This window comes from Dyadobacter sp. CY261, from assembly GCF_021440085.1.
Lineage (GTDB): Bacteria > Bacteroidota > Bacteroidia > Cytophagales > Spirosomataceae > Dyadobacter.
In genome coordinates, this window is sequence record NZ_JAKCPW010000007.1 from 434,001 (window position 1) to 457,864 (window position 23,864).

Annotated in this window: 21 protein-coding genes; 11 read left to right on the forward strand and 10 right to left on the reverse strand. The window is 50.4% G+C overall.

Going from position 1 to position 23,864, the window contains the following annotated elements; translation table 11 throughout:
* Positions 1-93 precede the first annotated feature (93 nt).
* The 9 genes from LZD49_RS21150 (at position 94) to LZD49_RS21190 (ending at position 8,199) form a co-directional block, all read left to right on the forward strand.
* Positions 94-1,353, forward strand: coding sequence for an MSMEG_0569 family flavin-dependent oxidoreductase (locus tag LZD49_RS21150; protein WP_234669662.1), 1,260 nt, complete (start codon positions 94-96; stop codon positions 1,351-1,353).
* Between the two features lie 59 nt (positions 1,354-1,412).
* Entirely contained in the window at positions 1,413-2,879 is a 1,467-nt protein-coding gene (locus LZD49_RS21155) for a serine hydrolase (RefSeq protein ID WP_234669663.1), read from the forward strand.
* A 93-nt stretch (positions 2,880-2,972) separates the two neighbouring features.
* On the forward strand, positions 2,973-3,836 hold the full coding sequence (locus tag LZD49_RS21160) for an STAS domain-containing protein (protein WP_234669664.1): 864 nt from the start codon (positions 2,973-2,975) through the stop codon (positions 3,834-3,836).
* Between the two features lie 23 nt (positions 3,837-3,859).
* Positions 3,860-4,249, forward strand: coding sequence for an STAS domain-containing protein (locus tag LZD49_RS21165; RefSeq protein ID WP_234669665.1), 390 nt, complete (start codon positions 3,860-3,862; stop codon positions 4,247-4,249).
* Positions 4,239-4,649 carry an anti-sigma regulatory factor gene (locus tag LZD49_RS21170; protein ID WP_409021342.1) on the forward strand — a complete coding sequence of 137 codons (411 nt, stop codon included), beginning with the start codon at positions 4,239-4,241 and terminating at the stop codon, positions 4,647-4,649. The genes LZD49_RS21165 and LZD49_RS21170 overlap by 11 nt, the downstream gene beginning before the upstream one ends.
* Positions 4,642-5,649 (forward strand): ATP-binding SpoIIE family protein phosphatase, encoded by a 1,008-nt coding sequence (locus LZD49_RS21175; RefSeq protein ID WP_234669667.1) that lies wholly within the window; start codon positions 4,642-4,644, stop codon positions 5,647-5,649. The genes LZD49_RS21170 and LZD49_RS21175 overlap by 8 nt, the downstream gene beginning before the upstream one ends.
* Before the next feature lie 4 nt (positions 5,650-5,653).
* Positions 5,654-7,318 carry an ATP-binding protein gene (locus LZD49_RS21180; protein ID WP_234669668.1) on the forward strand — a complete coding sequence of 555 codons (1,665 nt, stop codon included), beginning with the start codon at positions 5,654-5,656 and terminating at the stop codon, positions 7,316-7,318.
* 12 nt (positions 7,319-7,330) lie between these two features.
* On the forward strand, positions 7,331-7,726 hold the full coding sequence (locus LZD49_RS21185) for a response regulator (protein ID WP_234669669.1): 396 nt from the start codon (positions 7,331-7,333) through the stop codon (positions 7,724-7,726).
* Between the two features lie 116 nt (positions 7,727-7,842).
* Complete coding sequence (locus LZD49_RS21190) at positions 7,843-8,199, forward strand: DUF1801 domain-containing protein (RefSeq protein ID WP_234669670.1); 357 nt, start codon at positions 7,843-7,845, stop codon at positions 8,197-8,199.
* Between the two features lie 464 nt (positions 8,200-8,663).
* On the opposite strand, the gene LZD49_RS21195 is transcribed toward LZD49_RS21190, so the two are convergent.
* Complete coding sequence (locus LZD49_RS21195) at positions 8,664-8,948, reverse strand: hypothetical protein (protein ID WP_234669671.1); 285 nt, start codon at positions 8,946-8,948, stop codon at positions 8,664-8,666.
* Between the two features lie 51 nt (positions 8,949-8,999).
* Here LZD49_RS21195 and LZD49_RS21200 point away from each other — a divergent pair, with 51 nt between their 5' ends.
* Positions 9,000-10,175 (forward strand): serine hydrolase, encoded by a 1,176-nt coding sequence (locus LZD49_RS21200; protein WP_234669672.1) that lies wholly within the window; start codon positions 9,000-9,002, stop codon positions 10,173-10,175.
* A 60-nt stretch (positions 10,176-10,235) separates the two neighbouring features.
* Complete coding sequence (locus tag LZD49_RS21205) at positions 10,236-11,399, forward strand: MFS transporter (RefSeq protein ID WP_234669673.1); 1,164 nt, start codon at positions 10,236-10,238, stop codon at positions 11,397-11,399.
* Here the strand turns inward: LZD49_RS21205 and LZD49_RS21210 are convergent.
* The 9 genes from LZD49_RS21210 to LZD49_RS21250 all read right to left on the reverse strand — a co-directional run bounded on the left by LZD49_RS21210 (position 11,396) and on the right by LZD49_RS21250 (position 23,859).
* Positions 11,396-13,591 carry a PepSY domain-containing protein gene (locus tag LZD49_RS21210; RefSeq protein ID WP_234669674.1) on the reverse strand — a complete coding sequence of 732 codons (2,196 nt, stop codon included), beginning with the start codon at positions 13,589-13,591 and terminating at the stop codon, positions 11,396-11,398. The two genes, LZD49_RS21205 and LZD49_RS21210, sit on opposite strands and share 4 nt — an antisense overlap.
* A gap of 15 nt (positions 13,592-13,606) precedes the next feature.
* Positions 13,607-14,092 (reverse strand): DUF2271 domain-containing protein, encoded by a 486-nt coding sequence (locus tag LZD49_RS21215; protein WP_234669675.1) that lies wholly within the window; start codon positions 14,090-14,092, stop codon positions 13,607-13,609.
* Entirely contained in the window at positions 14,092-15,564 is a 1,473-nt protein-coding gene (locus LZD49_RS21220) for an ankyrin repeat domain-containing protein (RefSeq protein ID WP_234669676.1), read from the reverse strand. The genes LZD49_RS21215 and LZD49_RS21220 overlap by 1 nt, the downstream gene beginning before the upstream one ends.
* A 421-nt stretch (positions 15,565-15,985) precedes the next feature.
* Positions 15,986-17,149, reverse strand: coding sequence for a hypothetical protein (locus LZD49_RS21225; protein ID WP_234669677.1), 1,164 nt, complete (start codon positions 17,147-17,149; stop codon positions 15,986-15,988).
* A gap of 183 nt (positions 17,150-17,332) precedes the next feature.
* Complete coding sequence (locus tag LZD49_RS21230) at positions 17,333-17,740, reverse strand: DinB family protein (protein ID WP_234669678.1); 408 nt, start codon at positions 17,738-17,740, stop codon at positions 17,333-17,335.
* Between the two features lie 101 nt (positions 17,741-17,841).
* Positions 17,842-18,678: an AraC family transcriptional regulator gene (locus LZD49_RS21235; protein WP_234669679.1), complete on the reverse strand. Its 837-nt coding sequence runs from the start codon at positions 18,676-18,678 to the stop codon at positions 17,842-17,844.
* Positions 18,679-18,974: 296 nt separating this feature from the next.
* Entirely contained in the window at positions 18,975-21,599 is a 2,625-nt protein-coding gene (locus LZD49_RS21240; protein WP_234669680.1) for an ABC transporter permease, read from the reverse strand.
* Positions 21,596-21,931 carry a PadR family transcriptional regulator gene (locus tag LZD49_RS21245; protein WP_234669681.1) on the reverse strand — a complete coding sequence of 112 codons (336 nt, stop codon included), beginning with the start codon at positions 21,929-21,931 and terminating at the stop codon, positions 21,596-21,598. The genes LZD49_RS21240 and LZD49_RS21245 overlap by 4 nt, the downstream gene beginning before the upstream one ends.
* Positions 21,932-22,089: 158 nt before the next feature.
* Entirely contained in the window at positions 22,090-23,859 is a 1,770-nt protein-coding gene (locus tag LZD49_RS21250) for a RagB/SusD family nutrient uptake outer membrane protein (protein ID WP_234669682.1), read from the reverse strand.
* Positions 23,860-23,864 lie beyond the last annotated feature (5 nt).

Here is a 23,864-nt window from a genome sequence, read left to right on the forward strand (position 1 = left end):
GAGCCCCGATGCGCCCGTTTTTCACATCGCTACCCCGCCCGGTCTCAGGTGGCGGCCTTACCAACAGGTTTTTTACATCAATCCAACAAAGAAATGAAAAGGCATTTTGACGTTATCGTAATCGGTGGCGGCCAGTCGGGGCTATCGATGAGTTATTTGCTCAAAGAAAAGGGCATTGACCACATTGTACTGGAAAAAAAGCGGATCGCCGACTCCTGGCGGAGTTTCCGTTGGGATACGTTCTGCCTGGTGACACCCAATTGGCAATGTAATCTGCCGGGCTACTCTTACACCGGCGAAGATCCTTACGGCTTTATGGTCAAGGACGAGATCGTTGCGTTTCTGGAAAAGTATGTGCAAAGTTTCGAACCGCCGGTTTTGGAAGGTATCCACGTGGTGAGCGTTGAAAAAGACGCTACGGGTGAATGGTTTCGTCTGCGCACACCCGAAGGGGACTATTTTGCGCGGCAGGTTGTGGCTTGCGTTGGAAACTACCATTCGGCGCCGATTCCGAAACTGGCCATGCAATTCCCATCGCATATTGTACATGTGCATTCTGCTCTTTACAAAAACCCGCGCGAACTACCAGAGGGTGAAGTACTCGTGGTTGGAACGGGACAATCGGGCAGCCAGATTGCCGAAGACCTGCATTTGGAGGGCCGGAAAGTGCATTTGTGCGTAGGTAACGCGCCACGTTGCGCACGGGTGTACAGGGGCAGGGATGTGGTGGAATGGCTCGATAAAATGGAATACTACGACTTGCCGGTTGACAAGCATCCCGAGGGTGAGGGGGTACGTGAAAAAACCAATCATTATGTGACTGGTCGCGATGGTGGACGGGAAATAGATCTCCGGAAATTCGCGCTGGAAGGCATGCAGCTTTATGGCCCGCTGACGAACGCAGATCAGGAAAAGCTGATTTTTGAACCAAAACTCAAAGAGAACCTCGACAGTGCAGACAGGGTTTCGGAAAACATTAAGAAGAAAATAGATAAGTACATTGCCGACAACAGCATCGAGGCGCCGCAAGAGCCGGCCTACGAACCTGTATGGCAGCCTGCGGAAGAGGTAACCGAACTGGCCCTGGAGAATTCAAAAATTACTTCGGTCGTATGGTGCATTGGATTTGGGCACGACTTTTCCTGGATCAAACTGCCCATTCTGGGAGAGAGGGGCTTTCCCGTACACAAACGCGGCATTACCGAAGTGCCGGGCATGTACTTTCTGGGCCTTACCTGGCAAAATACGTGGGGTTCTGCGCGGTTTTCAGGGGTAGGGAAGGATGCCGAGTTCCTTTTGGAATGCATTCAGGCACAACTGGATCCGAAATCTGTCACCGTGGAGGCTGTGTGAGAAGGAATGTTCTGTAAATTGCACTGTTAGGTATTCACCAGTTACAACAAGACAGACCTTTGACGCATTTGAAACTCCGATACAACTTCTTCGTTTACGCGCTGCTGCTGTTGATGGCTTGCAACTCCGACGAGCAACAACTGACCGGTATATGGCATACCGAACTGGAGACGGTGCCCGGACTGAGAAGCGCTTTCGATATTGAGCTGCGCAGGAACTGGCCGGAAGAAAAGTGGAACGGCCGGTTTGAACTTGCCGAACTGATGGTTACCGCGCCCATTGAAAGCATTAAAATAAAAGATTTAAAAATGGAGCTGGGACTCGGTGGCGGCGCGAAGTTCACCGGGGATATTTCAACGGACCGAGCCACCATCAAAGGCATTCTGAACGTGCCTGGCCAAAAGCCTGAAACGATTACCCTGACCAGAATTCCGCGTTGGTCGGCACAGGTACCAGCCCGTATTGGCCCGGATAAACAGCCTTTGAAAACCTGGAAATACGAAGCTCCGTCCCCCACCACCGATGGCTGGAAAGTCGGAAAGCTGCGGCCGGCGGTCACCGATTCAAAAGAGTTGAAAGGGTTGTTTCAGCAGATTCTGCAAGGGAAATTTCATGGCCTCGATGCGCTGCTCGTGGCACAGAATGGGCAACTGGTGCTCGAAGAATACTTTTACCTGGGTGGCCGCGACCGGATTCATAGTGTCCAGTCCGTTACCAAAAGTGTGAACTCGCTATTGCTGGGCATGGCGCGCGACCGTGCTTTGATCCAAAACCTTGACGCGCCGTTGAAAAGCTATTTTCCGGAATATGCCGATTCTATCAGATCAAAGGCTGTATCACCATCCCTGCGGCATGCCCTGACGATGTCCGCCGCGCTGGACTGGACGGAGGATATTCCTTACTCCGACCCTAAGAACGACGCTGTGCGGATGAACAATAGCAGCGACTTGTACCAGTATGTGCTTTCCAAAGGTCCCGACCCGAAGGACAAGCCCGGCGAGCGGTTCGAATACAACAGCGGGCTCTCGATTTTGCTCGGTGGGGTTTTAAAGAATGCAGTCGGAAAGCCAGCCGATGTTTTTGCCCGGGAGACGCTTTTTAAAGAACTGGGAATAAAACAATTTGCATGGACGAACATGGGCGGCAAGGTACATACTGGCGGCGGACTGTTCCTGCGCCCCCGTGACCTGTTGAAAATAGGGCAGATGGTGCTTGACAGCGGAAAATGGGACGGCAGCCAGGTCGTGTCTCAGTCCTGGATCAAGGAGAGCACCGCATTTATATTGCCGGTCGGCAAATCCGGTGGCGATTTTGGCTACGGTTATCAGTGGTGGCGCGGGGTGATGCGGGTGAAGGGTGCAACGCTCCCGGTTATTTATGCGTCGGGCTACGGCGGCCAAATGCTTTACATTATTCCGGACCTGGACCTGGTGGCGCTGACATTCCACCACAATGCGTCGGATACAACGGGTAGCCATAGCATCACCTGGAAAGTCATCGAGGAAGCCGTTTTCGCTGTTTTTTAACCCCGAATCGCCAACATTTAAATATACTCTAAAACACAAAGTTCTGCCTTTGAATCTCTACCTTGTTGGTTCGTAGCTTAAATTGTACTTACCATGACCACAAAAACCGTAGAGTCCCTCAGAGAGAAACATGATCTGATTTTAACTTACTGGATCAGCCAAAGAGAAATGGCGGACGATTTTGGGGGAAACTTCAACTCATCGGACGATCTCAAAGCGCAATCCTCCGAGCTATTGGAAATTGTTTTGAAAACCATTACTCCGGAAAACATCACGGATCCCTATTCGCCTGATCTTCAACCTCTATTCGACTATATTTCGGGCCTTACTATTTCCCGGGCGAAGCAAGGCTTTTCTCCGAGGGAAACGGCGACCTACATCTTCTCCCTGAAAGACGCGCTGCTCAGAGCTTTGGGAGAAATCATCACAGACGACACGCAGGAGTTGTACCGCACCACGCTCGAAGTGAGCAAATTTGTCGACAATATCGGTATTACCAGTTTTGAAACATTTATCAAAGGTCGGGAAGAAGTGATTCTGAGCCAGGCCGACGAAATGGCCGAGCTCTCTACGCCGGTAATCAAAGTCTGGGACGGCATTATCGCCATGCCGATTATCGGTACGCTAGATAGCGCCCGCACACAGGTGGTGATGGAAAATTTGCTGCAGGGGATCGTTGATTCCGAGAGCTCCATTGCTATCCTCGACATTTCCGGCGTACCAGCGGTTGACTCGCTCGTCGCGCAGCACCTAATTAAGACCGTCAACGCCATTAGACTGCTCGGTGCCGACTGCGTGATCAGCGGTATTCGTCCTGAAATCGCACAGACCGTTGTACACCTTGGCATAGATCTTTCCAAGATGGTTACGAAGGCAACACTAGCCAGCGCATTAAAGTATTCGCTCACAACATTACAGCTGGAAGTGAGACGTGTGCAAAAAGATAAGTCTAACTAGTAAAGGGGCAAGCAGAAGAACATATGGAACGAATTCCTATTCTAAAAATGGGTAAATTTCTGCTGGTGACCATTCAGGTTGATCTCTACGACAGGCTCGCTTTGACACTGGAAGAAGATCTGATTCAAATGGTCCACAAGACAGGTGCAAGAGGCGTGCTGATCGATATTTCGGCATTGTCTATCGTAGACTCGTTTATGGGCAAAATCATCGGGAATATTGCCGCGATGTCCAGTATCCTCGATGCTGAAACGGTAGTTGTCGGAATGCAGCCGGCGGTTGCGATTACTTTAATAGAACTTGGCCTTCCATTGCCGGGCGTTTACACCGCGTTGAATGTGGAGCGCGGTATGGCCCTGCTTACTGCGCGGATGCCCGACGAAACGGAAGACGAGGATGTTGATGACGACTAATATCAGGGAACAATTATCGATTCGACAGGAAAGGGATTTGATTATTTGCCGCAACCGGGTTAAGGAAGCTGCGGTAAAGATTGGCATGGGCATTGTGAACCAGACGAAGCTAATCACGGCCGTAAGCGAACTGGCAAGAAATATGCTGATCTACGGTGGTGGTGGAAACGTATTGCTGGAAACCGTCACGCGAGGTAGAGAACAGGGAGTCCAGATCGTTTTTGAAGACAAAGGCCCCGGAATAGCCGACATTAATAAGGCCATGCAGGACGGCTTCACCACCGGTAAAAGCATGGGGATGGGATTACCCGGTGCGAGGCGGCTGGTCAGCGAATTTTTTATCGAAAGTACGGTTGGAATAGGCACTACCGTTAAAATCATCAAGTGGAAAAATGGATAGTGCAAAGCAGGTAGGGTTTGATTTAAAAGACAGAAGTTTTATCCCAATAGTAAAAAGGGAGGCATTCCGCCTCGGGCAAAGGGCGGGACTTGTCCCCAAACAGCTGGCGGAACTGGATATCGTACTTACCGAGATCGCGACCAATCTGCTGAAACATGCCGGAGGAGGGGAAATAATTCTGCGGATGATCGACGATGCCGGTCCCTCAGGCATTGAAATTCTCAGTATCGACCGCGGTCCGGGAATGGCTGATCCTGGCCGGATGGTGGAAGACGGTGTTTCGACGGCCGGAACACTGGGACATGGCCTTGGGGCGATCAAGCGGCTGTCCGATCAATTCCAAATCTATTCGACGCCCGGATGGGGTACCGTATTGTTAGCCAGGATTTTGAAGGAGCCACTTTCGAAAACAAATGCCGTGCGGTTCGGCGTGTACCCGATTATATTGCCAAAGCCAGGTGAAACCCATTGTGGTGATCTTTGCTCATGGAAAGCAAATCCCTATTTTATCAAGGTAATGCTCGCGGACGGTCTCGGGCATGGAATCTTGGCCCAGCATGCGTCTGAAAAAGCGGCTGAGGCCTTCCAAAAGAGTGTGTACAATACACCCAACCAGATCTTGATGGACATCCATCACCAAATTAAAAATACCCGTGGCATTGTCGCTACGATAGGTGTCTATGATTTGTCGGCCAAAACGTGGCAGTTTTGCGGCGTAGGCAACATTTCTACACGGCTTCATGACGCGATATCCTCGAAAACATATGTGCCGTATAATGGCATAGTCGGCGTCAATGTACCACGGCAACTTGAATCCCAAAACGTCAGTGCAGAGCCCGGAAGGCATTTGATCATGTGTTCCGACGGCATAACCTCCCGGTGGGATGCCAGCAATCACATCGGCGCGTTTCGCTGTGACCAATCCATCCTTGCATCGGTCATTTATAAGGATTTTGCACGCTATTCGGATGATACTTCGGTGGTAATCGTTAAAGTTTGACCGTATGCACCTCATTACAAAGTTGAACCTGGACAATGACCTTGACCTCATGCTCGCGCACAAACGCTCCATGCAGGTGGCCGAATATGGTGGGGTGGGGTTGGTGCATCAGACAAGTTTCGCAACCGCCGTCTCCGAGGTATGCCGGTTAATGCTCGATAAGGGCACAATGCCCCACCTTTTTCTGGGGTTCCTCAAGAACCAGTCGGGGCGGAACAGTGTATGTGCCCGGGTCGTGGATGAGTCGATATCTGCCGTGGAACCGGACAACCCAAACCTGACTTATGCCAGGCGGCTCGTTAGTGGATTTTTCGTCGAGGCCGAAGCCATTACATTGCTTTGTGACTTACCAGTGGCTATACGGCTCAGCAGGGAGATTATTTTGAGGGGCCAGAAATTGTTTGAAGAGTTACCGGCGGTTACGCCATACGAAGAAGCCAAAAGGTTGAATGTGCAGTTGCAGGAAATGGCGACCCGCCTGCGGGAAAGCGAAAGAAAATATCAGGTACTCACCGACGCTGTTCCGCTCATGATGTTTACGCTCGATCAGGAGGGGCAATTGCTATTTGCCAACGAGGGGTTCAGGCAGTTCGCCGGGACGGCATTGCAACCGGGCAAAGTATTGAACTGGATTAATTGGCTGAGCGAATGCGAATCCAGTGTGGCGGCCGGGGAGATCCGCGACCGGCTCAAAGCAAAGGAGGAATTTTCAATAGAAGCTTGTATCAAGCGAAAAGCGGACGGCACCCGGTTGTGGCACTTGCTCTCCATGACACCGACCGAAAGCGCTGTAACCAGCAGTGTCGAATGGTCGGGGTTTCTGGTGAATATTCAGGCACAGAAGCTTGTAGAGGCGACGCTGCGCGACAATGCGGAATTGAAATATACCAAGCAAGTTCTAGAGAAGCGGCAGATGGAGCTCGACGCGACCATCGCCGACCTGAACCGCAGTAACCAGGAGCTGGCCCGATTTGCCTATGTCGCTTCCCACGATCTGCAGGAGCCAGCCAGGAAAATGATCGTTTTTTCAGAAATGATGCTAGGAAGGTTCCAGCATTTGCTCCCGGCAGAAGGAATTAATTTTTTAACCAGGATCAAAGCTGCGTCCGAGCGCATGGTCGCGGTTATCCGGGACCTGCTCGATTATTCAAGGATTTCCGCAGGCGAGCAAGTTGAGATGGAACTGGTCGTATTCTCCGAGATAATCCAGCATATTGAAGAGCATTTCGACGAGCAGATCAGTGAATCCGGCGCAGAGATCCGGCAAATGGGTAACGCGTTTTTACAAGGAAACAAACGGCTGCTGACCCTGCTCTTCCAAAACCTTGTCGGGAATGGTTTGAAGTTTGTTGGTGCAGGGGTAAAACCGGTTATTTCGGTAAACATTCGGACATTGGCAAAAGACGAGCAACTGCCTGAATGTGACGAAAGAACGGAATGGGTACGGGTGGATGTTACCGATAACGGGATAGGGTTTGATGAGCAATATTTCGACAAGATTTTCCAGATGTTCCAGCGCCTCCATACGCAGGAGCAGTTCAAGGGAACCGGTATTGGCCTGGCGATCTGCAAGCGCATTATCGAAATGCACCAGGGGCATATCAGAGTAAAAAGCCAGGTCAATGGGGGCTCGGTTTTCAGTATTTATTTACCTTACAGACAAAGTTGATAATTTTGAACCATGGCAGTGAATGGCCCGATCATATTGGTGGATGATGATGAGGACGACGTGTTTCTTATCAAAACAGCCCTGGAAGAACTAAGCATTTCCAACGAAGTACGGGTTTTCAGGCATGGACTGGATGCCCTCCACTATTTTCAACAGTTGCCCGCCAATCCGTTCGTGGTCATCAGTGATTTGAATATGCCGGTGATGAACGGCCTGGAATTACTGGATGCCCTGACACAGCAGAAGTTGCTGCCCAGCGGTTTTCCATTCGTTTTTCTCACAACCTCCGATGTGTCGGCTATTCCGAAGCAGGTATTGACGGAGGGCCGCTTTTCATTTTTTACCAAAGGCTACTCCTACGAACAGATTCTCGAAACCATGTCGATGGTCATCGAACGCGGTCGGTAGGCTTCCATGTGGAAACTACTTACGAGTTAAATAAGCCATAATTAACGCCATTGTTGGTGTTCTCACCAACAGCAAACAGAAAGACTATGCCATTAAATACCGAAGTAACCCGATTTTTGGATGAACTCAATCATCCTTTGCGACAAGAGATCGAGGTCTTGCGGCAAATCATTCTGGAGGCGGAGAAATCGCTGACAGAAAATATCAAATGGAATGGCCCCAACTACGCCGTCGGTGAGGAGGATCGGATTACTATGAGGATCCAGCCACCCAAGCAAATCCAATTGGTTTTTCATCGCGGTGCAAAGGTTAAAGAACAGCCGAAGGAAAAACTGTTGAAAGATGATGCCGGGCTTCTGGATTGGAGAACCAATGACCGGGCTGTGGCGAGTTTTAAGAATTTGGCTGTGATTGAGGCAAGCCGGGAATTACTGAGCAGGATTGTGTCTGAGTGGATTAAGTCGACTTTGTAGCTCGCGTGGAATCAACGTCGGCGGAGGGCAGCAGAGGGCATATCTAATTATTGAAACTAATTCATATGGTCCGCACCGAAAACAATTATTGCGAGCCCCGATTACGAATACAATGACCCGTTTTTATCACCGAATGAAAAACGGTTGTATTTTATTTCAGACCGCGCCTCGGATGGCCGTGGAGAGAAGAAGGATTTCGATATCTGGTACATAGAGCGAACAAAGAACGGCTGGTCGAACGTACCGGTTAATGCCGGGCGGGGCATCAATAGCGCTAAAATGAGTATTATATGTCTTTTACAAGAAGCGGTACCATGTATTTTTCGTCGAATGCCGGTGCAAAACTGCCCAATGAAAAGAATTATGATATCAGGTCGTCCAAAAATGTAAAAGGTCAGTTTCAAACATCTTGGGAACTACCGAATGCAATAAATTCGGAGCATTACGAAGCCGATGTTTTTGTGTCACCCGATGAACAATATGTTATTTTTTGCGCCGAGCGTCCCGACGGCCTTCGCATCTTCAACAGGGTACATTTGGCTATCGTCATATTGTGTACCATACCGCTGTGGCCGACCTTCAAAAAAGCAGATCCGGTCGTATAGGTAAGCCAGGTTTTGCGGGTTAATGTCGTCTTTTAATTCCCGCATCAATGCATAGCATTCTTTGCTGAAAGCAGCTTCTATAAAGTTCAGGAGGAATTGCACGCATAACTGGGAAGCGAAGTATTCCAATGGAGTAGTTCTCAACCAATGATGATTTTAAATATATGAATTGATCACGAAATACCTGCGAACCTGATGCGCCGAAGACATTTCCTCAAAGCAGCCGGGATGCCGGCAGTGGCATCTTGCCTGCCATCCCTGGCCGACTGGTCCTTCTTACCAGGCCAGCCAGGAAAGCCGCCCTGTGACGGCGAGAAGATAGTTGACGACCTCACGAAGATTATTCCTCAATTAATGCAGGAAGCGGTCGTACCCGGGTTATCCATTGCGCTTGTTACCGACGGCAAATTGCTTTGGCAGCGGGGGTTCGGATTGAAAAACACGGAAACCAGGGAGCCGGTCGGTCCTGACACGGTATTTGAGGCGGCTTCGGTGAGTAAGACTGTGTTTGCCTATTTCGCGTTGAAGCTTTGTGAAAAGAATATTATCGGTCTGGACACACCCCTGGGCAAATATGTATCCACATCTTTTCTGGGAGATGATCCGCAGCTGGACCTGATCACCCCGCGCCATGTGCTTTCCCACACCACAGGGTTTCAAAATATTCGCTCAACTGACCAGCCTTTGAAAGTTCATTTTAAACCCGGTTCGCAATTTGACTATTCGGGAGAGGGTTACTGGTGCCTGCAATCGGTTATTGCGCGTCTGCACGGCCGGGAAGAGCCGGGTGAGTGCGCGCAATATGAAGCTGATTTGAAAGTGTGTGCGACCGACTTCGACGCTGCTTTGAAACAAAATGTGCTGGCACCTTTCGGAATGGAAGCCAGCGGATATCTCTGGCGGGATGAATTTGCCGGTAAGGCAGCAAGCCCGCATGATGTAGTGGGCAAACCACACATCAAAAAGAGGCCTACGGCGCCGGATATAGCGCGATATGGCGCCATGGGTGACCTTCACACAACCTGCGGTGACTATGCGAAATTTCTGATCGAGGTGCTGAACCCAACAACAACCGACCAGTTTCGGTTAACCAGGAAGATGCACAGCGAAATGATCCGTCCGCAAGTAAAATTGAAAGAGGGCGCAAAGATCGATGGCGCCGATGCGTGGGCATTAGGTTGGGCGGTACAGCAACGCAAAACCGGAGATGTGATCCTTCATTCGGGTGGCCAAAATGGTTTCCGCTCGCTTACGATGGGTTCGGTACAACGAAAATCGGGTTTTGTGATGTTTACCAACAGCGACAATGGCGGTAAAGTGATCTTTCATCCGAAGCTGGCGATTGCATTGGATTCGTTACTGGTTTCCTAATCCCGTGATCAGAAGCGACCTTTGTGAAAGTTGTCCATTCACCACCCATTCAGTCAAGTTTTGAAGAAAATTTTTCCGCTTGTAAGCGCCCAGGCATTGTACCAGACGGCCGCCGTGCTGGTTGCGGCTTTGTCGGGTTTGGTAGGTTTTAATCTTGCGAAGGACAAAAGCCTTGCCACGCTGCCTGTCGCGCTCATTTCCGTCGGGACGGCCGCCATACTGATACCGGCCTCTGTTTTCATGAAAAAGTATGGCCGTAAGCGTGGATTCATGGTTGGTGTCGCGCTTGGCTTTGTAGCGGGCGGGCTCACCGCAGCCGGGATTTACTACACTAACTTCTGGCTTTTTGTAGTTGGGAATATGTTCATCGGGGCTTATGGTGGCTTTGCACAGTACTATCGCTTTGCAGCGGCCGAGTCGGTTGCGGCGGAAGACAGGAGCAAGGCTATTTCCTGGGTGGTGTCGGGTGGAGTGTTCGCGGCCATCGCAGGGCCGTTGCTGGCCAGGCTTACCAAGGATATTGGCCATTTGCCGTTCTTTTACTCTTACCTTTCCGTGTCTGTTTTAAGCATTATCGCGATAGGAATCATTTCGGCGGTGAAGGAAGCAGGGCAGCAGGAAGACAATAACGGCGAAGTATCGCATAAGGAACGGCCACTAAGCATCATTGCCAAGCAACCGGTTTTTATTGCGGCCCTGATTTCTTCCGCGGTAGGGTTTGCGGTGATGGTCATGGTGATGACGGCCACGCCGATTGCCATGAAATTGTGCGGACATGATGCCGATGATTCGTCGATCGTCATACAATGGCACGTGCTCGGGATGTTTGTACCTTCCTTTTTTACTGGAAATCTCGTTCAGAAGTTTGGCGCCGTCAGGATCATATCACTGGGCATCTTGATCTTTCTGACCCACGTCGCCTTCGCACTCACCGGAACCGATTTTTTCCATTTCGTTTCGGGACTGATCTTTCTGGGTGTAGGCTGGAATTTCATGTTCATTGGAGGGACCGCTTTACTGACAAGGGCGTACACGCCAGCCGACCGGGCCAAAACGCAATCATTTCATGACTTTGCGGTGTATGCCGTTACTACGCTGTCGTCGTTTCTCGCGGGTGCCGTCCTGAACTTGTGGGGATGGGAGATGGTCAATATGGTGGCTGTGCCTTTCCTCGTCGTGGCGCTTGTCACCATTCAATGGTTTGGACGGGTTGCTCAAACCTAGTAACAATCCATCAGTACTTGCCCATGCGATTGGTAGTAACTGACACTTTTGCCGAGGCGAGTGGAGCAAATCCTTTCCAGCAGTTCTACGACATTATTTTGCATTGAAAGCGACCCGCAGAGCATGATCACGCCCCCGTGGCTGAGTACATCGGCGACAAGTTTTTCGTCCCTTTCCAACAGATCCCGTACATATTGCTTTTCATCCTCCCGAGACCGGGCGAGGTGAAATGCCGCCAGCTTCCTTTCAGTTACACTTTTTTGAATGGCATGCTCATATAATGCAAACGAGGCCCGGTCACGGAAGCCCGAATAGAGGTAAGCCTGCGAGTCACCGGTTAGTCCGTCGATCATGCCCAGGAATGGCGCAATGCCGGTCCCGTTTGAGATCATGATCACGCTTTTTGCTTTTTCGGGAAAATGGAAATGCGCATTGGAATCGATCCGCGCGCGCAGGCGATCACCTGGTTGCAGGCGGTAAAGATGCTCGGAGCCCAAGCCGCCAGCGTGCAGCTTTACGCTCAATTGCACGTCCTGTCCGGTTTTACCAATCGAATACTGCCGTTCGCGATGGTCGTCGGCAGGGTAAATGGTCAGCAGGTCGCCCGACGTGAATTCGACTGTCCCTTCGACCCTGAGACGGAGCAGGAAAGCTTCTTCCGGTGCTGATACGGTTGTTTTTTCAATGACTGTAAATACATGCGGCCGGTCTTGCCTGGTGGTTATCAGGCTGGTTGAAAGCGTGAGTGGTATTTCAGCATGTTGTGCCCAGTTGCTGGCCCAATGACCAAACTCTTCCGGTGATCTGTCATTGACGGTATGCACTTCTATCAATGGAACAGCCCATTCCTGTTTAGCCAGCAGGTTTTCAGCTTCGTAAGCGAATTTGCAGAAATCAGGGTAACCATGCGAGCCGAAGCCAACTACCGAGAAATGCACCTTGCGGGATTGCCTGTGTTTGGCTAGTTTGGCGGCAAATTGCGTAGCATTGGCAGGAGGGTTGCCCAGCCCGTAAGTGGCCGTCATCACGACCATATGCGCGGCTTTCGGAAACTCTCGGTAGTTATTCAGTTCTGTTACAAAAGCAGTTTTCCCGTTTTCCGTCAGTTGCTGGTGGATGGCATTTGCGAAGTGGAAGGTGCTTCCGTTTTCGGAGCCAACCAGAATGATAAATTCGCTCTCTTCGGCTGTATGGCTGTTTTTGACCCTTCCCGCACGCCTCTTAATGGTCATAGCAAAGCCTGAGTAAATGAAAAACAGGATATTGCCCGAAGCAAAAGCGAGTACAATGGCCCAGAGTATATTCGTACGACCCGTATGTAGGTCGAGGCTTAGTTCGGTAAATAGGGTTGCTGTCGGATATCTGGCTTCCGAGAGTATGTCGCCGGTGATTTGGTTGACATTCACTTCCCTGTCTTTAAGTTTCAGTGTATAATAGTCTTCTATATCGTCCGAAAAAGGAAAATCAATGGACTGAACGTCGGATAGCCGGGTGTTTTTGAAAATGGTGAAATCGACAGGATTCTTGACCGGCTCACCTTTAATCACATCAAAATCAACTTCTGGTGAAGTAAAGGCCGTGTCGATCAGTTCGAAGCGTGCCAGCGAGAGATAAGTACCGCTCAATGCAATGAGCAGGATCGGGATCAGCGACAGCCGGCCGAGCGTGACATGGTAATACTGCGCAAAATTATCACGGACAATGCGGGTAAAAAACCGTTTCAGTCCGCGCTGGCGCTGAATAATGAGCATTGTGCCGGAAACGGTGATCAGCAACAGCAAAAATGCAGTGAGACCGATAAAAAAACGGCCCGTTTCATGCAAAAACAGCGACCGGTGCAGGGCAGTTACCCATTCAAAAAACTCGGATGGCGGCGCGGGTTGCCCTAGGAGCTTGCCGGTGCGCGGGTCTACGTACGCGAGCAGGTTCTTACCCGCGTCGTCAGTGCCTTTGATCGTCACGAAGTTGTTGACGTCGACGGTCATGTTGGAAATGCCCGGGTATTGTTTCCGCAGCAGGGGCAGGGTTTCGGAAAGACGGATTTCGCTTAACCGCTCGGTGCCATAGGGCTGTATTCTTTCGGATACCGGCTTGAATGCCAGTATAATGCCTGTGACTGAGGCGAGGGTTAGTAAAATGAAAGAAGATACAGCCAACGCGAGGTGGCTGTATCTCCAGATGGAAATCGTCATAAAAATGGTAATGCGTTAGTTGGGGCTGAATCGTACATACCGAATGTACCCGGTGCCCTCACTTTTTGCCGAAAGGCCTTCTGTCGTCAGCGGGACTTCAAGGTCTTTGGCATGGTAGGCCTTGTCTTCCACCGCACTTTCAAACCGGAGCTTGTAACCCGCATTGATTTTCGAAGTTTCGATTTCGAGCACATTCATGGCCCGGTCGCCGCCAGTGACCGATGCGCCGGTAATGGCGCTGAGGTTTGACGGTTTCTTGGTTTGAAACTTATGCCACTCTTTAACCGTGTTGTACCATTTTTTATCAGGACCCAACACATAAAGGGTTTTCTCGTAAGCGCCCTTGGGGTTGATCAGCGAGATCACCATGTAGGCACCTTCCCCGGTGTAGTTGGTCATTTGGATCATGCATTTGTATTTGCTGGTCTGCGCAACGGAGGCGGCAGGTTTGGCCAGTAACAGGACAATTAGCAGTAGTGCTGTTTTTAGAAAAATCGACATTATTTCAGGAAGGAGACTGTAACGTTGTTTTTGGAAAGGGATTCATTTTCGGAAGCCAGGTCGAAGGCGGTTTCCTGGAAATTGGTAGCAATGTCCTTTTTCGCGCCCACCGACAGCAGGTATTTCAGGATCGCATCGTCCTTAGAAACCATGGCTGCTTTATGCAATGCCGTAAGGCCTTCTTTGTTTTTTGCATTCACGTCAATTTGGTAAGGTTCGAGGCGCTTCACCAGCGAAAGGTCGTTTTTCGCAACCGCCAAATGGTATAGTGTGCTGCCGTTGGCCTGTGGCTCTGCCACCTTGTAGCCTTTGCCCTCCAACACTTTCAGTTTCGCGTCGAAATCAGCTGCTCTTGCCGGCGCATACGATTGCACCAGATAATAACCCAGATTATCGCCATTTCGGTCAGCTGCATTGACTGACGCGCCTTTGCCGATGAGGTAACCAACTGTTTCCGGCGAATTGCCGCGAACTGCCAGCATTAGGGCTGTTACGCCTTTGGCATTGGCCTGGTTGATATTTTTCACTTTTGGAAGCAGCAAATTCAAAGTCGCAGTATCGCGATTGGATGCGGCGGCATTCATGAAAACCGTGTTACCGTCTTCGTCGGCCTGGTTTACATCCACACCTTTTGACAAAAAATATTGAATGATCTCTTCCTGTTTTGGTCTGCGGGCGATGGAATGCAGCACATTCTCACCATTCTTGCCTACAACGGTCGGTTTCAGGTTGAGGCTTTCGAGGTATTGGAACACTTCGATGTTGTTCGGTCCTCGGCGAGACCCCTGGGCGGCCATCAGCATGGCAGTACCATTCGCTTGAACGCCTTTCGCGAGCAATTTTTTGAGCATTTCAATATTACCCGCCCGGGCGGCGTAGCTGAATGCATTCGCGCCGTTGGCGTCGGTGCTTTTCAGGTCCAGGCCTTTGGAGGTGAAATAGTTGGTCAGCGTCAGGTCATTGTCGTTGGCCACAGCAAGGAGCAATGCATTGGCACCGTCCTGGTTGAGGTCTTTTTTGAGGTTGGCGCCGTTAGCAATGCAGATGTCGTAAACCTTGGTGTTGGTCTGCCCGCCGCCTGCCGCAAAGTTCAGCGGAGTAGCACCGTGGCTGTCGATAACGTCCGCCTTCGAGCCCTTGCTTACCAGGTACTCCATGAGCTCTATATTTCCACGGCTGGCGGCCCAATGCAGGTATATACGGCTATCGTGGGTGATTTTATCAACGCCATTGCCGGGTTGTGCAAGCAGGTATTTGATGGTTTCGTTGGGAGCGCCCGCATTGATGGCCAGCACCACCGGGTCGAAACTGTTGCTGTTGAATTGGGTAGGATCGGCACCTTTTTCGACAGCGGCTTTCACCGTCGCAACGTCGGGGTTATTTTTCCAGAACGATTGTTCCAAAAGCACATTCTGCTGCGCGTATGCCGCAAAGGAAAGCGAGGTGCAGAGGGCGACAAGAAGTCTTTTCATAGGGGTATTGAATTGTGATACGTATTGTTTTCAAGTTAAAATTGATACTACTACTATAATGCTGCCCGCAACCTGGTGGGCTTTTCGTAGACATCATCTTTTAACCCTTGGCCGTCATCGCTGTTTACTTTTCTCCATTAGTCAGCAGAGTCTTGGATCAAAACATTGCTGATATGTTTACTATTTAAACTAAATATAAACAAGTATACGGCAAAGCTTCCGCTTTACAAAGTCTTTCTTTTTTGCCTGTATGCAGATATTTTAATGCAATACAATGAAAGAGCGCATTTTCCGGGTGTCGGAAATGAGGGTCGGCAGACAAGTATCTGACATTATTCCATTTGGTGTCATTCGTTCCTGAGTCTGCCGACGAGCGGTGGATCACCGCGGCAGCTTTGTTTGGGCCAATCTCCCCAAAAGCTTAAAGCCGCCCCGCCGGTAACTTACCTTCTTTCATGGCCGTTACCTGCTGTGCTGTAAATGCTTCGCAGTACAGCGTCTCATCGGCGTGGTAGCAGCGGAACAGCTCCGCGATGAAGTGCATGCGCTCCGGGAGATCAGCCCAGTCGATGGCGCCACTTTCCAGGACGCTGTCACGGGTGGGGTCTATTTGGGTCAGTAGGGTGATCAGGCTTCCGCATGACAGTTGACGCAATGCCTCAGGATAGGTTCTGTTAAGATCTTTCGCGAGTGACAGGCGCACGTCGGGTGGGAGGGTGAGGGTCATCAGGTGCGTTGTAAGGACCTCGCGCATGATGCTTTGGAGTCGGTTCATCAAGCGGTCGATCGCCGCTTCGAGTCGCGAAGTTTTGCCTGTGATTTTCAAATAGGCGAGACGAATACGGGCCCGCCAGCTATCGGATGGGAAGAAGGCGTCGAGTATTTTTTGACGGGTAATCTCCTTGTCGACGATGAATGCGGCATTCAGTGAGGCCGCGATTTCCGGTTGCAAACGTGTTTGTTCATGAAAGCCGATTTCCAGGTTTGCAAGTAGTTGCAATTCGGTTTTCAATTGCGGGTTTTGTTCAAAAAAGGCGGTATAATAATTTGTAAATGCCTGTGTCAGATATTGCTGTCCATCCGGCGGGTTACCTGCACGAAGTTCTTTGGAGAAAGCATCCAGCCGCTGCTGATCGAAGGTTTTATCTTGAAAACAAACCGAAAGAAATCGGGCAAATTCCCATCCGATCTCCTCGAAAACCTTCTGATTACCCCGCGCAACCGCCTCGCTGATCCGGTTGATGATATGCGCAAGCCAGGTGTCGCGGATAATGCCGTGCAGCTTTTGTTCGAGGGACGCGCTGACGCCCATTTCGGTCGCGATTTTCCAGAGGAGCGTTAACTCATTCAGCTTACTCCAATTCAGTTTGGCCTCGATGCTGCGCATCAAATCCTCCCGGCGGATACTTTGACCGGCCTGCTTGGATGCCCAGGTCGCAAACGTGCACCAGTTCGCCACCTGACCCGTGCGGCTGATAAAAGCAGCCGAAAGTTCATAATAACAATGGGTAATACGCAAATTACGGATCGTTGGATCGGTGATCGCAGCAATGGCCCGGACTTCGTTTGGGGAAGGAATATGCATGGCCTGAACGCTTTTTTGTATAATATCAAAAATAGCGAAACGGCGATGCTTTGATTAAATAACCTATTGAAAGGTCGGGACGGGTTCAACGCACGCACAAAAAGGATCTTTTTATATAAAAACCGCCAGTGCATAGCCCTGACGGTTTGACCTAACAATTAACATGGCTAATAGATAACTTGGCTAATAAACGTACGTCGGAGGCTCGATGCCGCAGCAGCGGAGGTATGTGGTGGCCTGGCCGCGATGGTGGGTAATGTGGTCGAGCGTGGCATGAAAGCCGTTCAATTGATCGGTGTCAGGTTTTAAGGCATTCACAGATTTGGCCAGCATATCATAAGCTGCTTCCAGGGCGGCCTGTGCATCCACTTTTGTTTGCGCGGAGGCTGGCGGGCTCCAGTCGCTTTCGGTCCCGCGAATGTAATTTTCCTCCCACCAGTAAATTCCGTAAGCGATATGGCTCAGCAATTCGGCAAACGACCAGACCTCTTCGGCGGGTTTGAACTGGAATGTTGCTTCCGGCAGGGCGGATGCGACAGCCAGCGTGTACTTTCTGGAATTTTCAAGCGTAATCAACAATTGCTCTTTCATGAATGTTTGTTTTTGATTTGATGAGCAAAACTACCGCGAGCGCACGGCCTATATTTAAGGAATATTGCTGATTTTGGAACCAGGCAGGTAAAACTGCCAGCTCAGCGACCCGCCGATGGCGACTTTCCGAAAAACGTCTTGTAAGCCGCCGAGAAATGTTCGAGACTGTTGAAACCGGACTCAAATGCAATCGTCGTGACCGGAAGGTTGGTATGGGCGATTTGCAAGTGGGCATTTTGGAGGCGTGAACGCAGCAAATAGCCGTATGGTGTGAATGCGGTGATTTGTTTGAACAACCGCGAAAAATGAAACGGACTTATGTTGGCGGCATCAGCCAGGTCGGCGAGGGAAATGTCTTCGCATATATTATCGTTGATCAACTTCTTAACCTTCTCGATCATAGGTAAATAGCCCCGCTTATGCTTATCACTCAGCGCTTTCGGGGCTGTTTGTTTCGAAGTACCCGTAATGACCTGCTCCATCAGTGAAACCGTTAGTTGCTCGATCCGCAGTTTGTCGAAGTGTTTTGCATTCAAGGCGTTGAAAATGCAATGGTGAAGATATTCGGTTTCCGGGGTGGCCCTGGCCAGCATCGAATGGCGGTCGGGGTTTTGGACAAAGGATGCAAAACCGGTGTTTAATGCGAGCAGTTGGTCGAGGTTGGCCGGTGAAACCGAAAATATGGTGCATTGATCTGGCAGGGCGTGTACGTGGCCTACTTTGTATTCGAATCCCGCTTTGCTGATCAGAAAGTGCCCGTGATGGGAATCGAGATCGTTTCTGAAACTTTTGAACACAAAGTTGCCGGTCCGGACATAGGCGATGGAAAATTCGCGCTGGTACTCGGTGGCCGAAACCTTGCAATGCCCGCACTGGCAGCGGAAGTCGTGTATTGTTACCAGCGCCGAGCGGTAAAGGGTGTCGATGATAGCATCCATGCGTGAATGAATTGTGGTCATTTTCACTCAAAAGAAATACCGGCTTATGACAGCAGTGTGTCAGTAGCGGGCAGAAGCTTTTTCATACGCGTCCAAACACGCGTCCAATGGTTTCCCCTGGTTGTAAATGCAATCGCAAAATGGATTGCAGGCCTCCGGATTGCTGTTCCCCGGGCACCCGTTTGCATCATTTTCACAGTACCAAGAGGAAGCAGGAAAAGAAAATGGTATCGGCCAAGCGCTCGCAGGGGCGGTTGACCAATACCGTTTGAAGAGTGCGCGGTTCGCGACGGGCTTTATTCGCTTTTCAGGACTTTCGCAGGATTACTCCGTGCAGCTTTGGTAGTTTGGGAACCGATCATGAGCACGGCCAGCAACATTACAACCAATGCGCCCCCAAGCAATTCGACCATACCAATGGGCTGGTGATAGGCGAAGCGCGTCAGTAAAACCTGATCGAAAAGCAGGTAGGTAACGGGCAGTGCGATGAGCGTGGCGATGCCGAGGAGTGTTAAAAAACCGCGGCAAAGCAAGAATATCAGTCCCGGTTCGCTGGCACCTAGCACCTTGCGAATACTGATTTCTTTCAATTTGGTTTCGGTTGTGAACACCACCATGCCGAACAGCCCCAGCGAAGCAATGCAAATGGCAAGAAATGCAAGGAATCCGATCGCTTTGACCATCATGGAAAACTGGCTGTAAGTTTCCTCGATCTGGTCGTCGTAAAAACTGGCTTTGAGCGGGTGCACCTTATCAAACCGTTTCCAGGCATCTTCGATTTTGCCCATGGTGGCAGTAAGGTCGTTGGAAGCGATTTTGAGGTTTAAATATCCCCACGGTTCGCTGCGTGAGTAACGGAACATCACCGGCTCTATTTTGTTCTCGACGGTGCCGTAATGGAAGTCTTTCAGCACGCCCACAATAGCCACTTTCTGGTCACCCAATGTGATGATCTCTCCTAATGCTTTCCTGGGATCTCGTCCGGCAATGTTAAAGCGCTTTAAAAGTTGCTGATTGACAATTACCTCACTTTCTTTTCCTTTTTCGGGACGAAGGGTGAAATTCTTGCCTGCCAGCAATTCGTGTTTGTGGAGAGGCAGGTAATGCTCGTCGACCATATTCATCCATACCATTGCCGAATCGCCCGGGAGATATTTCGTGGTATAGCCGTAAGTGCTGCCCAAGCTGGTGATCATACTCGATTGGGAGAGCTGTTTTACCTCCGGAATTGCGGCCAGTTCTTCCCTCAGTACGGTAGCATCGGTACCGCGGAGCTTGATATTCAGGATGTTTTCAGTACTAAAACCCAGATCGAAATTCAGGAAACCCTTGTACTGGCTGTAACCTACGGCGGTGGTGGCAATGAATATCAGCGAAAGGGTGTACTGGACGACGATCAGCACTTTCCTTAACCCGATATGTTTGAAAAGTTTCAACCCACCAGCGTCCTTCATGACGGAGATGGCGCTGATTTTGGAAAAAAACAACGCAGGCAGAAGCCCTGCAGCAATACCGGTGAAGGCGGCCAGGCCGATGAAGTACAGTACCGACTGCACCGAAAGATCGAGCGTGAATATTTGCGAAATGTGCGGGTCCAGCGCGAAAAATTCCTTTCGTAATAAAAGGTATAATCCAAAAGAAAAGAGCAATGCCAGGAAGGCTATCATCACCGATTCGGCAATGAACTGTCCCAGAACATGGCTGCGCCGCGCGCCTATGATCTTGCGAACGCCCACCTCGCGTGACCGCCTGAGCGACCGGGCCACCGAGAGGTTCGTATAATTGAAACAAGCCGAAAGGATAATCACCAATGCCAGCCCGCCAAGGATCCATAGCGTTACGGGCTCGGTTTCAGGGCCCAGGTTGTTCGAGAGGTCTTTACCCAGCGCGATTTCCTTCAATGGTTGCAACGATACGGTCACCTTCAAATGCTCCAATGCCTTGTTTTGTTCTGCATTGATCTGATCGAGTGCATGTTGCACATTATCCGGGCTGCCGCCTTTCGGGATGGTGAGGTACACGTAATTAGACCAGATATTGTTCCAGGCATAAAATGCATTTTCTTTTTTGCCAATTGTCGCATCAGCGGAAGCAAATGAAATAAGGGCGTCGAAACGGAGATGGGAGAGATGCGGAACATCCTTTGCCACACCGGTGACCTGGTAATCGAGCGTATCGAAACGCACAGTCTGCCCCAACGGGTTGAACCTGCCAAAAAGCCTTTCAGCTGTTTTTTCGGAGACTACCATGGAAAAGGGCTCTTTAAGCGCTGTGGCAGGATTGCCGGCTACGAGCGGGAATGTAAATACTTTGAAAAACGACTGGTCTGCCCAAACCGCTTCTAAAGGGAATGTGTTCCGGCCGATCTGCGCATCGCCGGAAAAGCCGGTGCGGATGAGCGTGAAATTTTCGATACCCGGGACATTTTCCTGCAATAACTGGCCGATTCTTACTGAGGTAGAGGCGAAGTCCATAGCAGGCTGCCCTTCGGCCTGATTTTGCGTGATCACCCGAAATACACGGTCCTTTTTCTCATGAAAATCGTCGTACGAGCGCAGGTCGCTCACGATGGCGATCACCAGCAGGCCAACAGACATGCTCACGGCAAGGCCGACGATATTGATCAGTGAAAACAGTTTGTTCCGGACGAGGGTGCGCCGCGATGTTTTGAAATAGCTGCCGAGCATGATGAAATGGGTTAAAAGGGTTAGGAATTCGATCTTGCGAATAGTATACGGGCGCAGGAACTTGACGACGTCGATCATATAAATGAACCGGGCGCGCCTGAGGCCTTTGTCGCGGACGTTGCGGAGAAAGTATTCGTATAGATCGCCTTCGAGGTCTTCGAGGAGGCGGGGGCGGCAGTACCATCTCAGAAACCGGGTGGCCCACTGCGGTGGTTGCGGTGCGGTCTTTTTCATATCGAACCTTCGAGGTTAAAGCCGGGAATGTCCCGCCAGATGGTTTCCCTGAGTTCCTTTGCCCGCGTGACCGCTACCTTGCCCGCATGGCTTACTTCATAAAAGCGCTTCCGCTTGCCGCCCCTCGTCGCACTGGTGTCGCCAAGCTGGCTTTTTACGAGTGCTTTTTCTTCAAGCCTGTTCAGCACGGCATGTACCACCCCGAGCTTCGCGGAGCGGCCGGTATATTTTTCCAGTTCGTCGCAGATGGCCACGCTGTAAGCCTCCCGGCCTAATGCCGCGATCGTCAGCAAAACCAGCTCTTCAAACTCGCCCAAATTGGTCCCTTTCATTTGGCAGCCAATAATTTAGTATATTAATTCACTAAATGTATGTATTATGAAAATATAAATTCATGTTTTGTATGTAAAATATTTATTTAGACACAAAAAAGAGCGGGGCTACCACAAATGGCAACCCCGCTCTTCTCGTGAAAACTATTTCCCAATTCTTACCAGCCTGGGTTCTGGCCCAGAGCCGGGTTTCTGATGCGGTCGGGTTCCGGAATTGGGTACAGATACTTCTTATCCGCCCATTCACGCTGTCCCGGGTTCCATAGGACTTCACCCGAAGTGCCTTTCGACAATTGGATGCGTCCCACAGCCGTAGAAGGGCTCACATCCACGAATGCGATACCCGGCGTGGTGGAAGTAGGTTTTGTTCCCTGATAGAAATAAACATCATTTTTACCATCCCCATTCAGGTCGTATTCGCCAAGGGCAGGCACGTACATACCGTTCATAGGCGCATCCTGGAACAGGTTACCCAGCTTCCATCTTCTCAGGTCATCCGGACGAAGGCCTTCGAATACCAACTCAGTACCTCTTTCACGCAGTACTTCGAGCAACACAGGATTGTTGAACTTACCTGCGAAGAACGATATCATATAAGGGTCGGCAGTTGTAGGAACGGTCGTCAAAGTAGCGCCGGTGATACCTGCTCTCTTGCGCAATGCGCCGATTGTGCCGGTCCATTCGGCTGCGGTCATCTTGTCGAGCTCGGCCAATGCTTCTGCTTTGTTCAGGAGCACTTCTGCCCAGCGCATTACGATATGCGCATTGTCGTTACGGCTTTCGTCATCGAAAGGAAAACGTTCGTCGTAGCACCATTTAATCGGCTGGTAACCAGTGTAGGTCTGGCTGAAATTCGGTGGGGCAACCACAGGGACACCGTTTTCCGTACGGGTATAGTCGCCTGTGCGGATGGTTTGTTTCAAACGCAGGTCGCGGTTTTTTACTTCCTCTACAAATGGTGTGGTTTCGTAGCCCGCCTTGCTGGTGAACGGCGTTCCGTCCAGGTTCAGGTAGGTATTAACAAAACGGCGCGTCAGGCTTGGACGGTTACCATAAGTAGGGCTGATAAAGCGACGGTTTGCAGAGCTGTAAACCTGCAAGCTCGCGCTCAATGCCACCGAAAGGATCGACTCGTCGGCATAAGCACTTTTCGCGAGGAACAATTCGCGGTAAGCCCTGTCGGCCACGCTGGAATGCAACGTATAACCGGTGATCGCGTTGGCTTCCTTTATTACTTCTTCATACCAGGTATTGGCAGTGGCCTGCTTGTTGTCCTCGGTATGGTATTTCCGCCACGATGCCTCGAACAGGGCAATTCGGGTTTTGTACGCACGGGCCACATTTTTGGTGATGCGGGTAACCGAAGGATCGGATGTCAATGTAATGTTCTCGATCGCGTAGTTCAGGTCCGCGAGCACTTTGTCCATTACTTCGTAGCGGTTCATACGAGCACCATACAGCGTAGCGTCGTCATCCACGGCAATGGTTTTATCGATCCAGGGTACATCACCGAATCTTTTCACTTTTTCAAAATAAAACAACGCCCGGAAAAAGCGCGCCATCCCCAGATAGTGGTTTTTAGTAGGTACGGTGCTTTTTTCAGTGTTTTCAATGAAATAGTTGATGTTACGCAGGTTTCCCCAGTCCCAACCATTACTGGTGATAGGACTTAATGCGTTTACTGCCAAGTAGTTGTCTACGCCATTCCGCGCTACGAGGTCAGAGTTGTCGTCATCCTGGAACACACCGGTATCGGTATTGGGCAGTAGGTTATAAAAAGAGCCTGCATAAAGCTCAAGTCCACTTTCCGAGCCAAAAACAGCATCGTTGGTAGCAGTATCCACCGGCACCTCACTGAGGTCGCAGGAGCTTGCCGTAGCGAGCAGCATCACGGCAAGGGTATAGCTTAGTATTTTTTTAGTCTTCATAATTC

What these genes read in the sequence shown, in the direction of transcription:
- LZD49_RS21175 (WP_234669667.1), top strand. Translation starts at nt 4,642, where the DNA reads ATGGATAGTGCAAAGCAGGTAGGGTTTGATTTAAAAGACAGAAGTTTT.
- LZD49_RS21215 (WP_234669675.1), bottom strand. Translation starts at nt 14,092, where the DNA reads ATGTCGATTTTTCTAAAAACAGCACTACTGCTAATTGTCCTGTTACTG.
- LZD49_RS21200 (WP_234669672.1), top strand. Translation starts at nt 9,000, where the DNA reads ATGCGCCGAAGACATTTCCTCAAAGCAGCCGGGATGCCGGCAGTGGCA.
- LZD49_RS21165 (WP_234669665.1), top strand. Translation starts at nt 3,860, where the DNA reads ATGGAACGAATTCCTATTCTAAAAATGGGTAAATTTCTGCTGGTGACC.
- LZD49_RS21170 (WP_409021342.1), top strand. Translation starts at nt 4,239, where the DNA reads ATGACGACTAATATCAGGGAACAATTATCGATTCGACAGGAAAGGGAT.
- LZD49_RS21225 (WP_234669677.1), bottom strand. Translation starts at nt 17,149, where the DNA reads ATGCATATTCCTTCCCCAAACGAAGTCCGGGCCATTGCTGCGATCACC.
- LZD49_RS21180 (WP_234669668.1), top strand. Translation starts at nt 5,654, where the DNA reads ATGCACCTCATTACAAAGTTGAACCTGGACAATGACCTTGACCTCATG.
- LZD49_RS21160 (WP_234669664.1), top strand. Translation starts at nt 2,973, where the DNA reads ATGACCACAAAAACCGTAGAGTCCCTCAGAGAGAAACATGATCTGATT.
- LZD49_RS21245 (WP_234669681.1), bottom strand. Translation starts at nt 21,931, where the DNA reads ATGAAAGGGACCAATTTGGGCGAGTTTGAAGAGCTGGTTTTGCTGACG.
- LZD49_RS21185 (WP_234669669.1), top strand. Translation starts at nt 7,331, where the DNA reads ATGGCAGTGAATGGCCCGATCATATTGGTGGATGATGATGAGGACGAC.
- LZD49_RS21250 (WP_234669682.1), bottom strand. Translation starts at nt 23,859, where the DNA reads ATGAAGACTAAAAAAATACTAAGCTATACCCTTGCCGTGATGCTGCTC.
- LZD49_RS21210 (WP_234669674.1), bottom strand. Translation starts at nt 13,591, where the DNA reads ATGACGATTTCCATCTGGAGATACAGCCACCTCGCGTTGGCTGTATCT.
- LZD49_RS21235 (WP_234669679.1), bottom strand. Translation starts at nt 18,678, where the DNA reads ATGGATGCTATCATCGACACCCTTTACCGCTCGGCGCTGGTAACAATA.
- LZD49_RS21240 (WP_234669680.1), bottom strand. Translation starts at nt 21,599, where the DNA reads ATGAAAAAGACCGCACCGCAACCACCGCAGTGGGCCACCCGGTTTCTG.
- LZD49_RS21150 (WP_234669662.1), top strand. Translation starts at nt 94, where the DNA reads ATGAAAAGGCATTTTGACGTTATCGTAATCGGTGGCGGCCAGTCGGGG.
- LZD49_RS21230 (WP_234669678.1), bottom strand. Translation starts at nt 17,740, where the DNA reads ATGAAAGAGCAATTGTTGATTACGCTTGAAAATTCCAGAAAGTACACG.
- LZD49_RS21220 (WP_234669676.1), bottom strand. Translation starts at nt 15,564, where the DNA reads ATGAAAAGACTTCTTGTCGCCCTCTGCACCTCGCTTTCCTTTGCGGCA.